Here is a 13,689-nt window from a genome sequence, read left to right as displayed (position 1 = left end):
TTCTTCCTAAGAGGTTTGACGCTGTTTCAGCAGATTCAGCAGTCCGCCGGCCCGCACCATGTCCATCAGGAAGGCGGGAACGGTCTCGCAGTGCAATTCAGAATGTGTGCCGCCCTGCTCGCGGCCGACGCGCCCGGCGGTAGCGTCGAACGTGATGCGTTCGCCGTCCGCCAGCGCTTCCGCTTGCGGGCACGTCAGCAGCAGCAAGCCCACGTTGAAGGCGTTGCGAAAGTACAAGCCGTTGAACGACGGCGCGATGACGGCGGCCACGCCCAGGCGCACCAAGGCGGCGGCGGCCTGCTCGCGGGATGAGCCGATGCCGAAGTTGGGTCCGGCCACCAGCACGTCGCCCGGCTGCACCTGCGCCGCAAATTCCGGCCGCACGCGTTGCAGGCAGTGGCGCGCGATCTCGTCGATGCCGAACTTCATATAGGCGCCCGGGGCGAGCGCGTCGGTGTCGATATCTGCGCCCACGCGCCAGACGCGGTGCGCACTCGTGTGGTCCATCATGCCATGAACTCCCGGGGGTCGGCGATGCGCCCGGCCACTGCCGACGCCGCCACGGTGTAGGGCGACGCCAGATAGACCTGCGCCGTCTCGGAGCCCATGCGTCCTTTGAAGTTGCGTGCGGTGGTGGAGATGACCGTGGCGCCGTCAGGAATGGAGCCGCCATAGCCGGCGCAAGCCCCGCAAGACGTTGCCAGCACGTCCGCGCCCGCGTCGCGCAGCACCTGCATCACGCCTTCCTGATCCGCCAGTTGCTGGTCTTGAAGGCTGGCGGGCGCCACCATCAGGCGCATGCCCGCAGCCAGTTTTCGTCCGCGCAACACGGTGGCAGCGGCGCGCAAGTCGTCGAGCTTGGCGCCCGTGCAGGCGCCGATGTACGCCACTTGCAGCGGCACATCGGGGTAGTGATTCACGTCGCGCGCGTTGGCCGGGCTGTGCGGGGCGGCCACTTGCGGCGCCAGCGACGCGGCATCGAAGGCGTGCCATTCGGCGTCCGCACCCGCATCGCTTTGCCAACGGGCAAGGTCCAGCTCGGCCGTGACGCCAGCCTGGCGCAGATAGTCGGCCGTGGTGTCGTCAGGCGCGATCAGCCCCACTTGCGAACCCAGCTCGGCGCTCATGTTCGACAAGGTCATGCGTTCCTGCATGGGCAGCGCGCGCACGGCCTCGCCGCAAAATTCCACGGCCTGATAGCGCCCGCCATTCATGCCGTAGCGGCCGATCATGTGCAGCATCATGTCCTTGGCGGTGACGCCTGCGGCCAGCCGCCCGCTCCACCGCATCATCAGCGTCTTGGGCACCTTGACCCAGATCTGGCCGGTAACGGCCACGCCCAGCATCTCGGTGCTGCCGATGCCAAACATATAGGCGCCGAACGCGCCGCCCGTGGGCGAATGCGAGTCCCCGCCTACACAGAACATGCCGGGCCGGATATGGCCGTGCTGCGGCACCACCACGTGGCAGATGCCGACGGAGTCATACACATTCGGCAATTGCTGCCCGGCCGCCCAGTCGCGCGCAATGCGGACGATGCGGCGCGATTCGTCGTCGGATTCGGGCACGTAGTGGTCAATGACCAGCACGATCTTTGCCGGGTCCCACAGCGACGCGCCCAATTCTTCCAGCATGGGCTGCAAGCGCCGGGGGCCGCTGGAATCATGGAACATCGCCAGGTCCACGGCACAGGTCACGATTTCGCCTTCATCGACAGCGGGCCGGCCGCAGGCGGCGGCGATCAGCTTTTGCGCCAGGGTTTGAGGCCGGTGGGTTTGAGGCTGATGAACTTCAGAAGCAGACATCGCTACATCCCCAGATAGGCGCGGCGCACGTCGTCGCTGGCCATCAGTTCCGGGCACGATCCGCTATAACGCACCGCCCCGTTTTCCAGCACATAGGCGCGTTGCCCCGTTTCCAGCGACTGGCCCACGTTCTGCTCCACCAGCAAAATCGCCAGCCCGTCGGCGTGCAGGCGCTGGATCAGTCCAAACAATTCCTCGACCATCAAGGGCGACAAGCCCAGCGATGGCTCATCCAGAATCAGCAGCCGGGGTTCGGCCATCAAGCCCCGGCCAATCGCCAGCATCTGCTGTTCGCCGCCCGACATGGTGCCGGCCAGTTGCGTCAGGCGCTCGCGCAGGCGCGGGAAAATATCCAGCACCTTGTCCACGTTTGCAGCGCGATGCTCGCGTGCCCGCGTGAAGGAACCGAGTTCCAGGTTTTCAAGCACGCTTAAGTTCGGGAAGATGCGGCGGCCTTCAGGCACCTGGATCAAGCCCGCCTTGACCACGTCGCGATAGTGGCGGCCGGTCAGGTCGTGGCCGTCGAAGCGGACGGAGCCGCCCCAGGGTTTGCACAGCCCGCACACGGTGTTGTTCAGCGTGGATTTGCCCGCGCCGTTGCTGCCCAGCAGCACGACAATTTCGCCCTCGCCCACCGTCAGGTCCACGCCGCGCAGCACTTCCATGCGCCCGTAGCCCGCCCGCAGGCCGCTCACTTCCAGCAGCGCGCTCATGCCGGCGCCCCGTGCGCGGCCAGGCGCGCCGCCGCGCCATGCCCCAGATAGGCTTCCACCACTGTCGGGTCGCGCGTGACTTCGCCGGGCGTACCCGACGCGATCAAGCGGCCCTGGGCCAGCACCCACACATGTTCGGCCAGGCTCATCACCGCACGCATCACGTGTTCGATCATCAATACGGTGACGCCATCGTCCACCAGCTTTTTCACGACCGGAATCATCTCGTCGATCTCACTCGGGTTCAGACCCGCCAGCACTTCGTCCAGCAGCAGCAAGCGCGGCCGCGTGGCCAGTGCGCGGGCCAGTTCCAGGCGCTTGCGGCCCGCCACGGTCAGGTCGGCCGCGGGCTTGTCCAGCGCCCCTTGCAGGTTGACGCGTGCGGCGACGTCTTCGGCCGCGGCCAGCGCCGCCCGCCGGTCACGCAAGCGCAGATGCGCGCCCACGGCGATGTTCTGGCGCACCGTCTGCGCGCCAAACGGCTGCACGATCTGGAAGGTGCGGGTCAGGCCCAGTTGCGCGGATTCGTGCGGCGCGCGGCCCGTGATGTCTTCCCCGGCAAAATGCACCGAACCAGCGCTGGGCTTCAAGAAACCCGACAGCAGCGCAAACAGCGTGGTCTTGCCCGCGCCGTTGGGGCCAACCAAGGCGGTCAACGACCCTTGCGGCACGGCCAGGTTCACGTCCTGAACGGCCTTCAGGCCACCAAACGAAATCGACAGATTGCGAGCTTGCAGCAGGATCTCAGGCACGGGCGCGCTCCTTGCCAAACAGGCGGCCTAGCGATTGGCCGCCGCCACTGATGCCGCGCGGCAGGAACATCACGATCAGAATCAGCACCACGCCGTAGATCACCATGCTGATGCCCGGCAGTTCGCCAAACAGGTTGCGTGTCAGGTCGGCCAGCCCATGCAGCGCCACCGCGCCCAGCACCGGCCCCCACAGCGTGCCCATGCCGCCCACGATCGCGCCCACCAGGGCCTCGACCGACACGGCCGAGCCAAACGCAATACCGGGGTCGATGTACTGAAACACCTGCACATAGAACGCACCCGCCGCGCTCATGAACGCGGCCGACAGCGCAATGCCGCCCAGCTTCACGCGCAGCGGATTCACGCCGATGGCGCGCGCCGCGTCTTCGTTGTCGCGCACTGCTTGCAGGTACGCGCCAAAGCGCGAATGACGCAGCCAGGCGGTGACCAACAGCGCGAGCACCACAAAGGCCAGCAGCAGATAGATGTAGCCACGGCGCGACGCGAACTGCATGTTCGCCGCGCCCTCTTGCAGCGGCACCATCAGCCCCACCCCGCCTCCGGTGAAGGACGCCGACAACGCCAGGATGCGAAACACCTCGGCAAAGGCGAGCGTCACCAGCGCAAAGTACGAACCCTTCAAGCCGTAGCGAAACGTCAGCCCGCCCACGGCCATGCCGACCAGTGCGCCCAGCGCAATGGCCATCGGCAGCGCCAGCCAGGGGTTGATGCCTAAGTTCAGCTGGCCCAGCGCCTGCGCATACGCGCCCACGCCAAAGAACAGCGCATGGCCGAAAGACAGCTGGCCGCCATAGCCGCCCAGAATGTTCCAGGCCTGCGACAACAGCGCCGCGTACAACGACATCATCACAAAGGTCAGCAGCACGCCTGACTGCGCGAACGTGGCCAAAGCGGCCACCGCCACTCCGAACAACGCAATTGCGGAAAGATCCCGGTTCATGCTCAGCCCCTCGCCCCGAACAGCCCCTGCGGGCGAAACAGCAGCACCGCGATGAAGATCGCGAAAATGCCCATCTGACCCAGCGAGTCGCCCAGGAACAGGCCCCCGATGGACTCCACCACGCCAATCAACAAGCCGCCCACGAGCGCGCCCACAAAGCTGCCCATGCCGCCCAGCACCACAATCGTGAACGCCACCAGCACGAAGCCGCTGCCCACTTGCGGGTTGACGTAGTACGCGGGCAGCAAGAAGCAGGCGGCCGCGCCCAGGCAGGCCATGCCGATGCCGAACGACAGCGCATAGACCTTTTCCACGTCGATGCCCATCAGCTTGGCGCCCTGCTTTTCGCGGGCCACGGCACGGATGGCGCGGCCCAGGTCGGTGCTGCGGATGATCCAGAACAGCACCGCCGCCACCGCCAGCGCGCCGCAAAACGCGATGACCTTGGGCAGCGCAATCATGGCGGGGCCGATCTCGACGGTGGACAAGGTGTAGGCCGTGTCGATGCTGCGCGTGTCCGACTTGAACCACACCAGCGCCAGGTTCTCCAGCACGATGGCCAGCCCCAGCGTCACCAGCAGAATGTTTTCGTCCTTGCCGTGGCTGGCGCGGTTGATCACGAAGCGCTGCAACGCATAGCCCAGCGCGAACATGCCGGCCACCACCAGCGGCAACGCCGCGTAAGGGTCGATACCCAGCCGGTCTTTCAGCAGGTAGACCGCATACAGCGCCACCATCAGGGCGGCGCCGTGGGCGAAGTTGATGATGTGCAGCACCCCGTAGATCAGGGTCAGCCCCAAGGCGATCAGCGCGTACACCGCGCCGGTCGTCAGGCCGTTGAGCACCGACGAAAAGAGGATGGCAGGGTCCAGCATGCTTGCCCTCAGGCCTTCAACGGGAAGATGGCGTCGGCCTGGCGGTATTTCGCCGGGATGATCACCTTGATGTCGCCGCCGATCACCTGCGTCAAGAGCGGCTGTGCGCCCGTGTTCTGGCCGTTGACGAACTTTGTGGGGCCATACGGCATCAGGTTGTCGTGGAAGGTGCTGGCGGCCAGCGCGTCGATGATGGCGGCGCGGTCAGCGGACTTGGCGCGCTCGATGGCATCGGCCAGCAACTGCACCGCAACGTAGGTCATGAACACTTCATAGCTGAAGTACGCGCCCTTCTCTTCGACGCGCGCTTTCAGCGGCGCCACGCGCGGGTCCTTGGGGTTGAACCAGTGGTTGCAGTCGATGATGCCGTTGGCGATGTCCGGAAATTCCTTCAGGAACTTGTAGCTGGACGCCGCGCCCCCCAGCACCGAATAGATGGCCTTGGGCTGCACCTTCTGCTGCTTCATGGCGCGCAGCAGCAGCGCGTATTCGTTGTAGTAGTTGGCCGGGATGACAATATCCGGATTCACCGACTTCATGCGCAGCACGATGTTGTTGAAGTCGCGCGTGGGGTTCGGGTGCTTCACCACTTCCTTCACTTCGAAGCCGTGCTCCGGCAGCGACTTCGCCAACAGCGCCGCCGTGCCGGTGCCGAACAAGGAATCCTCGTGCACGATCATGACGGTCTTGGCCGGCTTGCCAGCCGCGTCGTTCAAGGCGGCCAGGTCGGCGATGGCGCGTTCGCTACAGGCGCGGTAGCCGGGTCCGAAGCGGAAGGTGTTCTTCAGGCCGCGCTCCACAATCTGGTCGGCCACCCCCACATCCACCACGTGCGGCAGGTTGTACTTGGCGGCGGTCTGCGTCGTGGCCAGGCAGATGGCCGACGCATACGCGCCCACAATGGCCGACACGCCCGCCTCGTTCATCTTCTCGACTTCGGCCGAACCCGCTTCGGGGCGCGACTGCGCATCCCCCAACACCGCCGACAGCGGCGCGCCGCCCAACGACTTGATGCCGCCCGCCTTGTTGATGTCTTCGATGGCCAGCAGCGCGCCCAGCCGGCATTGCTGCCCCGAGTACGCCAGTGCGCCCGTCACCGGGTGCAGCACGCCGATCTTCACGGGCGTTGCGCCTTGGGCGCGCGCCACCCAGGGCGTGGACACGAGCGCCGCAGCGGCGGCGGAGCGATAGAGGAAGGTGCGGCGCGAATTCATGGGTGATCTCCGAAGGGGTTCAATGAAATTGGGCCGACAGCTCTTCGCTGACCCAGACCTTGGCGTCGATGCTGCCGACGCGCGACAGCTGCAATTGGTATTGATAACGGTCGGGCCGGTACAGGCCCTGCAATAGCTGAACAGGACGGTCGTTCACGTCGCGCACGACGCGGGTAACGGCCAGCAGCGCCGAGCCCACAGACACATCCAGATGGCGCGCCACCTGCGCATCGGCCAGCCGCGCAGAGATCGTCTGCGTGGCGCCGCCAAATTCCACGCCGGCCGCCTCAAGCAGCATCAGCAAGGGTTCGCGTTCCAGGTCTTCGCGCGTGAAATCGGCCACGGCTTGCGGCACGTACGTGGTGATATGGGATAGCGGCCCGGCCTCGGTGCTGCGCACGCGCAGGCTCTTGTGTACCGGCGTGCCAGGCGGGATGCGCAGCGACTCGGCGACGGTTGGCGGCGCAAACACCAGCGTGCTGTCCAGCACCTGCACCGAGGTGCGCAGCCCCATGTTGACGATGTTCTCAAGCAGCCCGGTCAGGTGCGCCTTCTGTGGCGCATTGGCGGCGGGCGCGGTGTGGGCGGCGGACGCCCCGCGCAACGGCCACGTCCCCAACCCGGGGCGGCGCGACACCAGGCCGTCGGCCACCAGCATCTCCATCGCCTTGCGGATGGTGATGCGGGCCACGTCGAACTGATCGGCCAGCGCGTGCTCGCCAGGCAGCCCATCCTGATCGAATCGCCCTTCCTGCAACTGCTCGCGCAGGACGAGGTAGATCTGGTGGTACTTCGGCAAAGGTAGTGAGGTTCCCATGCCGGGAACTCTAGGGGTGTCCTAATGTACCGTCAATGGAACAAATACCCAGACGGGCTGTTCTATCGGGAAAACACTAAGCCCTTTTTGCCGATCACAATCTGTCACGTTCGCGCGCAAATCAGCATCATCTTGGGCGATATCATCGCGCCCTATGCACACACACTCCGACAAGAATATGCCGTTGTCCGCCGCGGGGCTCCGGCGCATCTGGCTGCTGGCCATCACCGTGCTCTTTACCGTGCTGATTGCGCTGCACGCCGGCACAAGCCACGCCCAAACCTTTGATCGCCAGCAGGAAAACCAGCGCTATCAGCAATGGCTGGAAGCCTTCCGGCAAGACTTCCAGAGGCTGCGCCAGCTGCCCGACCCGGCCAGCGCGGATGTGGATGCGATGTTTGCCAACACGCTGGTGCCGGGTTCGCGCGCCACGCAGCTGGTGACGGAACTGGCGAAGGCCAAGGGCGGCAGCACCAGCGGCGAGATTCACTTCGTGGGTATCGCGCGCGTGTTCATGGCGGCCTTGTCGGACTCGGTGGTCGCGGGCGACGGCGGCGTCTATCCCGACACGCACGCCACCTACAAATCTCAGACGCTGCGCGTGCGCTACATGCATGTGGATGGCGGCGGGAGGCTGGAACGCTACTTCAATAATCCGGAAGTCTTCACGCCCTACCGGCTGCCGGACAACGGCGTCTACGCGCGCAACGCCTACCCCTTTCTGCTGTTCGAAGACACCCAGGGCAAGCTGCGCCTGGGCGGCGTGTCCAAGGAATTCTGGGACCTGGTGAAGTTCATGGACTCGCTGCAATATGCATAAGCCGCCGCGTGTCTTACGCGTTGCCCTGGCCGCCGCGCCGCTGCTGTTCGCCTCTGCAGCGCATGCCGCTTGCGGCCCGGCGGATACTGATTTTTCAGTGGCGTCGACCTTGCCTGCCGTATCGATCTCCGTTGATCTGGACGGCGAACGCGTGCTGCTGGGCAAGCGCGGCGAACGCGTCCCAACAAATTCCCGGCTGGCCGTGCTCGACGACGGCGAACTGATGCCGCGCACGTGGATGGACAAGGTCGACTGGTCCGCGTATCGGGTCAGCGACAAGCGCGCCCGCCCCGCCCCCACCAAACTGTATTTCGACCCGGAAGGCCGGCTCTGCCGGGTTGAACGCTACCGCTCGATGCGCGGCGAGGCCGTGCTTGAAAGCGGCTACACGCTGGCGTACGACGCCTCGGGCGCGCTGACCGCGTACACCGAATATTCCCTGTCCAGCCCGTCCAACCCACAGCCCTACTACGCCACTCGCAGCGCCTGCCTGCAACGCGACGCGCAAGGCCAGCTGACTACGTTCATTGACGATGGTTGCGGGGACACGAAGAGCGCCGGCGCCCGCCGCCACTTTGTGCGCGACGACTCGGGGCGCTTGCTGCGGGTGATCGATCTGGTGTCGCCGGGGCAGCCGGTGTCGGTTCAGCTGTTGGATGCGCAAGGCAAGCCGGGGCCGCGTTACGTGCGCCTGGCCACCAACTACTTTGTGCCGGGCGCCGACCAAACGCCCTTGGCGTACGCGGACCCGCCCGTCAAACCGCGCGAACGCGTTTACCCTTTGGAACAGAAAACGCTGGCCGCCCTGCCGCTCGAGGTGCCTGAAAATCCATGGCGCATCGTCCGGATCAAGGACGATGTGCCGATGGATGACGACATGATGTCTTGGGACCCCGAGACGCAGATCGTGCTGGCCCAGGGCGCCGACAGTACGCAGAACTTGGCGGTCTTGACGCCCGCGCAGCAGCAACAGGTTTGGAAGACGATGGGAGATCACCCCTGGCGCGTCTATTTCTACCCTGACCCGGCGACGCGCATCCTGTTGGTGCCCGCCATGCCGCCGGAAAAATGGAAGGCTTGCAGCGACCCCGCCAACACCGCGGCGGACGCCTGCGCGAGCTGACCGCCATCCCGGGCCGACGCCATCAGGCGGCATCAAGCGTCGAACCAGAACGATCAAAGGGACGAAGCATGACGCTCTCGCTGCACGCCTTTGCCGAGATCCCGACCGAGGACTGGATTGGCCTGCTCAACCACCCCGACGTGATCCGGCACATGCCGCTTGCCACCGGCGAATGGACCGAAAAAGCCGTCGCGGATTGGGCCAAGGGCAAAGACGCCCAGTGGCTCACGAACGGGTATGGCCCCTGGGCACTACGGATTGATGGCAGCTTTGCTGGCTGGGGCGGTTTTCAAAAGGAAGGCGACGAGGCCGACCTGGCATTGGTTCTGCTGCCGACGTACTGGGGGCACGGTGCGATGATCTTTCGCCACTTCATGGCCCGCCGCCATGCGCTGGGCATCGGGCCGGTCAGCATCCTGCTGCCGCCCAGCCGGACACGGCTTAGAGGTCTTGCCAGGCTGGGCTTCCAATTGGTGGGTGAGTTGGCCTACGAAGGCCAACGTTTTCTGAAGTTTCAAACCGCAGGCTAAGGACAGCAACGGATCACGGCACAGGGGCCGTCACCCCTTCCCCGGCCGCGTGTCCACCGCCAGGCACAGCAGCGCCGTCACCAAAGCCAGGGCAACATGCCCCACATACAGCGGTGAGAATGCCGCGTGGCTGACCGCGCCGTGCCCCAACAACAGCACCGTGATCGCCACCCCCATCACCCCGCCGATCTGGCGCGTGGCCTGATTGACCGCGCTGCCCACCGCGTAGTGCTGGGGCGGCAGCTTGCTGACCGCCGCGCCCGACAACGACGGCAGCACCATGCCCACACCAATCCCGCTAAGCAGCAAGCCCGGCAGCCATTGCGTCAAGTACGCGGGCTGCTCGCCCGGCACCAGCAAGAACCACAGGCCGCTTGCCGCATAGATCAGCGCACCGCCCACCAGGAACGGCCGATGGCCCATGCGCGCCGCCAATCGCCCGGTCAGAATCGCGGTGGGCATCACCAGCAGCGGCCCCGGCGTCACCGCCAGCCCGGCGCGCGGCAGGCTGTAATGCCACACGCCCGTCATGTAGAAAAAGAACGCGAAGAACATCATCGCAAACGCGATGCCAAAACTCAGCGTGGCCAGGTTCACATAGCGATACGTACGGTGCTTGAACAGCGCCAGATCCACGAGCGGATGCGGCGTGGCGCGCGCCCAGGCCACAAACGCGCCCAGCGACACCACGCCCACCGCCGCCACCACACCCAGCTCCAGGCGTGTCCAGGTGGGTGATTCCGACTGCACTATCGCCAACGCCAGCGCGCCCACCGCCACCATCAGCAAGGCCATGCCCACGCCATCCACACGCCGCCGCGCTTCCGGCTTCACCGATTCCTTGAGCAGCCCAGCGCCGTACCACAGCGACAACGCGCCCAACGGCAGGTTGATGTAGAACGCCCACGGCCAACCGGCCCAGTCAACGACGAACGCACCCAAGCTGGGACCCACAGCCGCCGCCAATCCGCCCACCGCCCCCCACAAGCTGACCGCCACCGCGCGTTGCGAGGTCGCAAACGCGGCCAGCACAATCGACAAAGACGCCGGCGTCAGCAAAGCCGCGCCCACGGCCTGCGCGACGCGTGCGGCAATCAGCCACCCCACGCTGCCCGCCAGCCCACACGCCGCGGACGCCGCCAGGAACAGCACCACGCCCACCATGAACATGCGTTTGCGGCCGTGCGTGTCAGCCAACCCGCCCGACGGAATCAACATGGCGGCGAAGACGACCGTGTAGGCGTTAAGCACCCAAGACATATCCGCCGCCGACGCCTCGGGAAACCCGGCCCGCAGCGCGCCGAACGCGGCGTACAGCATGGTGCTGTCGAGCGACACCAGGAACACGGCGATGCTGGCGACCCAGAAGATCGGCCAGGGAGAGGTGGCGGCCGGAGCGGCGGCAGGCGATCCTGCGGCAGCGGAACCTGCGGCAACCGATGCTGCGGCAGCCGATGCTGCGGCAAGCGAACCTGCGGGAGGCGATCCTGCGGCAGGCGAACCTGCGCCAGGCGATCCTGCGGGAGGTGCAGAGGAACGAGCGGTAGCGTGCATGACCGTCTTATCCCAGCGCCTTCAAATACACCGCCGGCTCGGCGGACAAGCCCTGCTTCACCAGACGCGTCCGGTCATCGGCCAGCACTTCCTCGGCGCCCGCTTCCAAACCATCGAACGCCTGGGCAACGATGGATTCCGGCGTGGACTTCGGGCCATCCAGGCCCTTGGTCAGATCCGTATCCACAAAACCCATATGCAGCCCCAGCACCTGCGTCTTCTGCGCACGCAGCTCGTTGCGCAGGCCGTTCGTCATGCCCCACGCCGCGGATTTGCTCATCGCGTACACGCCCAGCAGCGGCCCATTGATCCAGCTGGCGATCGACAGCACGTTCAGCAGCGCGCCGCCGCCGTTTGCGGCCAGCACGGGAGCAAACGCCTGTGCGACACGCAAGGAGCCGATCAGATTGGTGTCCAGATGGCGTTGCACCGATTCGATGCTGCCTTCCGCCAAAAAGCCGCCTGTTGCCGCGATACCAGCGTTGTTGATCACGAGCGTCACGTCCGACGCATGCTTGGCGGCGGCCGCCACATCGTCGGCATTCGTCACGTCCAGCTTGATGGCTTCCACGCCAGGCAAGGTGACGGTGGACGGATCACGCGCGCCGGCATACACCTTGCGGGCGCCACGGGCCAACGCCTCGCGGGCGAATGCCAGCCCCAATCCGCGGTTGGCGCCGGTAATCAAAACAACTGCATTCTTCAAATCCATGATGAGTTCCTTAGAACAAGGGGGACTGCGCGATCAAAATAAGATGATCATCATATTTAGGTTGGGTAAAAAGGCCACGTAATGCGGCCTTGGAAAAATCGGTAAGTCTTCAGGTGGACAGCGCGGCGTCCTTGTGGTCGTACTGCTCCAGGATGGCTTGGCGGGCAGAGGCCAACACGGCGCGCCCCTCGTCGTTATCCCCCAGCGCGCGGGCCAACTGCAACGCGCCCACCAACGTGCTCGTCACCGCCACCGCGGCATGCTCGCCAGCGGTGGGCGGCAGCACCTGCCGCAGCGCATCCAGCAAGCGCCGCACGCGCAACGCCGACACTTCGCGGACTTCGGCCGATTGACGCGGAATCTCGGATGCCAGCGCCGACACCGGGCAACCACTCTCGCAACCCGTCAAATGCGCATCACCCAAATACGTTTCCACCCACGCCCGCAATGGGCTCGCGCCCTCGGCCTGCCGTTCGGCCATTCTCTTCATCATGCGCGCGGCGCCATCGCGCCCGGCACGCTCCATGGCGGCGGCCAACAAGGCCTCGCGAGACGGAAAGTGCGCATAGAACCCGCCGTGAGTCAGACCGGCTTCCTTCATGACGTCCGCCACCCCCACGCCCGCATACCCTTCGCGCCGGATCGCGCGCGCGGCGGCGTCGACGATACGTTCGTGAGAGAGCTCTTTGCGGGAGGACGGGCCAGCCATGATGGGGACCTTGGGATTTCTAAATATGATGATCGTCATATTAATCCCGCAAAAATCCGGCGCGCAAGCGATTTTTAAGGCGGATTTGTAACGTGCGCCGCCCGGCGTGCGGGCGGCGCAAGAAGTCTGATGACTTAGCGCCAGACTTCCCGCTCGACGAGCAACGGCTGACGGCCTAGCGCCAGACCTCCGGGTCGACGAGCAACGGTTTACGGCCTAGCGCCAGACTTCCGGGTCGACGAGCCACGCCTGACGGCTTAGCGCCAGACCTCTGGCTCGACGCTGACTTCGCCCTTCTCGGCCGAGAAGTAAACGATGCCGTCCGAGATATTGGCGTTCAGCTGCATGGTGCGTTCGGCCAGTTTGGCCAGCGCCTTGCTCTGGTCCGACGGCAGGTTGATGACCTTCAGGTTGCGGGTGCGCTCGAGCTTGTTACGCACGCCATCCCACCAGATCTTGCTGGCCGAGCCGCCATAGCAATACACGATGACTTCATCCGCACGGCCACAGGCGCGCAAGATGCGGCGCTCTTCAGGCTGGCCCACTTCGATCCACAGCTTGACGGCGCCAGTCAGATCCTTGACCCACAAGTCCGGCTCATCGGTGTCGCTCAAGCCTTTGGTGAACGCCAATTCTTCCTGCGCATGCAGGGCGAAAGCGACCAGGCGCACCATCATGCGTTCGTCGGTTTCCGACGGATGACGGGCGACGGTCAGCGAGTGGCTGCCGTAGTAATGACGGTCGGTATCGGCGACGTTGAGTTCGGCCTTGTAGATGGTGGCGCGCAGGGCCATGGCGGTGATCCGTGAAGTCTTGCTAATTGCTTGGAGGGCGCAATGATAACGCTTGATGACCGTTGGGGGCTTTGGTCGGATGTGGGGGGGGCTTCGTAGGGGAGGCGTTCAAGAGGTGCTTCGTAGGGGAGGCGTTCGAAGGGTGCTTCGTGGGGACGGCGTTCGGGGGGCACTTCGTGGAGAGGCGTTCAAGAGGTGCTGTGGTGGTTTAATTTTGGTGGACACCCAGATAGGTTGAACCTAGGAGGTGAGTCATGACCAAGATAAAACGGCGTGCCTTTACGGCGGAGTTCAAGCTCGAGGCGGTGCG

At 65.3% G+C, this 13,689-nt stretch carries 15 protein-coding genes; 3 read left to right on the top strand and 12 right to left on the bottom strand.

Annotated features, from left to right (window positions below; translation table 11 throughout):
• Positions 1–6 precede the first annotated feature (6 nt).
• The 8 genes from HV765_RS00080 to HV765_RS00045 are packed head-to-tail and all read right to left on the bottom strand — an operon-like array spanning position 7 to position 7,137.
• Positions 7–510, bottom strand: coding sequence for a LeuD/DmdB family oxidoreductase small subunit (locus HV765_RS00080; protein WP_254600378.1), 504 nt, complete (start codon positions 508–510; stop codon positions 7–9).
• Positions 507–1,805, bottom strand: a complete 1,299-nt coding sequence (locus tag HV765_RS00075) for a 3-isopropylmalate dehydratase large subunit (protein WP_175168392.1) — start codon at positions 1,803–1,805, stop codon at positions 507–509. Before HV765_RS00075 ends, HV765_RS00080 begins: the two co-directional genes overlap by 4 nt.
• Positions 1,806–1,807: 2 nt before the next feature.
• Entirely contained in the window at positions 1,808–2,518 is a 711-nt protein-coding gene (locus HV765_RS00070) for an ABC transporter ATP-binding protein (RefSeq protein WP_054426051.1), read from the bottom strand.
• Positions 2,515–3,270, bottom strand: coding sequence for an ABC transporter ATP-binding protein (locus HV765_RS00065; protein ID WP_054426053.1), 756 nt, complete (start codon positions 3,268–3,270; stop codon positions 2,515–2,517). The genes HV765_RS00070 and HV765_RS00065 overlap by 4 nt, the downstream gene beginning before the upstream one ends.
• Entirely contained in the window at positions 3,263–4,231 is a 969-nt protein-coding gene (locus tag HV765_RS00060) for a branched-chain amino acid ABC transporter permease (RefSeq protein ID WP_175168391.1), read from the bottom strand. The genes HV765_RS00065 and HV765_RS00060 overlap by 8 nt, the downstream gene beginning before the upstream one ends.
• Positions 4,232–4,233: 2 nt before the next feature.
• Positions 4,234–5,106 carry a branched-chain amino acid ABC transporter permease gene (locus tag HV765_RS00055; RefSeq protein WP_054426057.1) on the bottom strand — a complete coding sequence of 291 codons (873 nt, stop codon included), beginning with the start codon at positions 5,104–5,106 and terminating at the stop codon, positions 4,234–4,236.
• 8 nt (positions 5,107–5,114) lie between these two features.
• The gene (locus tag HV765_RS00050) at positions 5,115–6,320 is read right to left on the bottom strand and encodes an ABC transporter substrate-binding protein (RefSeq protein WP_175168390.1); all 1,206 of its coding nucleotides are present in this window, start codon (positions 6,318–6,320) and stop codon (positions 5,115–5,117) included.
• A 19-nt stretch (positions 6,321–6,339) separates the two neighbouring features.
• On the bottom strand, positions 6,340–7,137 hold the full coding sequence (locus HV765_RS00045; protein ID WP_054426061.1) for a GntR family transcriptional regulator: 798 nt from the start codon (positions 7,135–7,137) through the stop codon (positions 6,340–6,342).
• A gap of 154 nt (positions 7,138–7,291) precedes the next feature.
• Between HV765_RS00045 and HV765_RS00040 the strand changes: the two genes are divergently transcribed.
• The 3 genes from HV765_RS00040 to HV765_RS00030 all read left to right on the top strand — a co-directional run bounded on the left by HV765_RS00040 (position 7,292) and on the right by HV765_RS00030 (position 9,610).
• Positions 7,292–7,957, top strand: coding sequence for a hypothetical protein (locus HV765_RS00040; protein ID WP_175168389.1), 666 nt, complete (start codon positions 7,292–7,294; stop codon positions 7,955–7,957).
• Positions 7,950–9,080, top strand: a complete 1,131-nt coding sequence (locus tag HV765_RS00035; protein WP_175168388.1) for a hypothetical protein — start codon at positions 7,950–7,952, stop codon at positions 9,078–9,080. The genes HV765_RS00040 and HV765_RS00035 overlap by 8 nt, the downstream gene beginning before the upstream one ends.
• 68 nt (positions 9,081–9,148) lie before the next feature.
• On the top strand, positions 9,149–9,610 hold the full coding sequence (locus HV765_RS00030) for a GNAT family N-acetyltransferase (protein WP_175168387.1): 462 nt from the start codon (positions 9,149–9,151) through the stop codon (positions 9,608–9,610).
• Between the two features lie 30 nt (positions 9,611–9,640).
• Here the strand turns inward: HV765_RS00030 and HV765_RS00025 are convergent, their stop codons facing one another.
• The 4 genes from HV765_RS00025 to HV765_RS00005 form a co-directional block, all read right to left on the bottom strand.
• Complete coding sequence (locus HV765_RS00025; protein WP_254600377.1) at positions 9,641–11,164, bottom strand: MFS transporter; 1,524 nt, start codon at positions 11,162–11,164, stop codon at positions 9,641–9,643.
• A gap of 7 nt (positions 11,165–11,171) precedes the next feature.
• The gene (locus tag HV765_RS00015) at positions 11,172–11,876 is read right to left on the bottom strand and encodes an SDR family oxidoreductase (protein ID WP_175168386.1); all 705 of its coding nucleotides are present in this window, start codon (positions 11,874–11,876) and stop codon (positions 11,172–11,174) included.
• A gap of 109 nt (positions 11,877–11,985) precedes the next feature.
• Positions 11,986–12,585, bottom strand: coding sequence for a TetR/AcrR family transcriptional regulator (locus HV765_RS00010; protein ID WP_175169433.1), 600 nt, complete (start codon positions 12,583–12,585; stop codon positions 11,986–11,988).
• A 257-nt stretch (positions 12,586–12,842) separates the two neighbouring features.
• On the bottom strand, positions 12,843–13,379 hold the full coding sequence (locus tag HV765_RS00005) for a YaeQ family protein (protein WP_054426071.1): 537 nt from the start codon (positions 13,377–13,379) through the stop codon (positions 12,843–12,845).
• Between the last annotated feature and the right edge of the window lie 310 nt (positions 13,380–13,689).

It is taken from the genome of Achromobacter kerstersii (assembly GCF_902859595.1).
Lineage (GTDB): Bacteria > Pseudomonadota > Gammaproteobacteria > Burkholderiales > Burkholderiaceae_B > Achromobacter > Achromobacter kerstersii.
The sequence above is the reverse complement of the archived record's forward strand: the minus strand, read 5'-3'. Positions and strand labels throughout refer to the sequence as shown.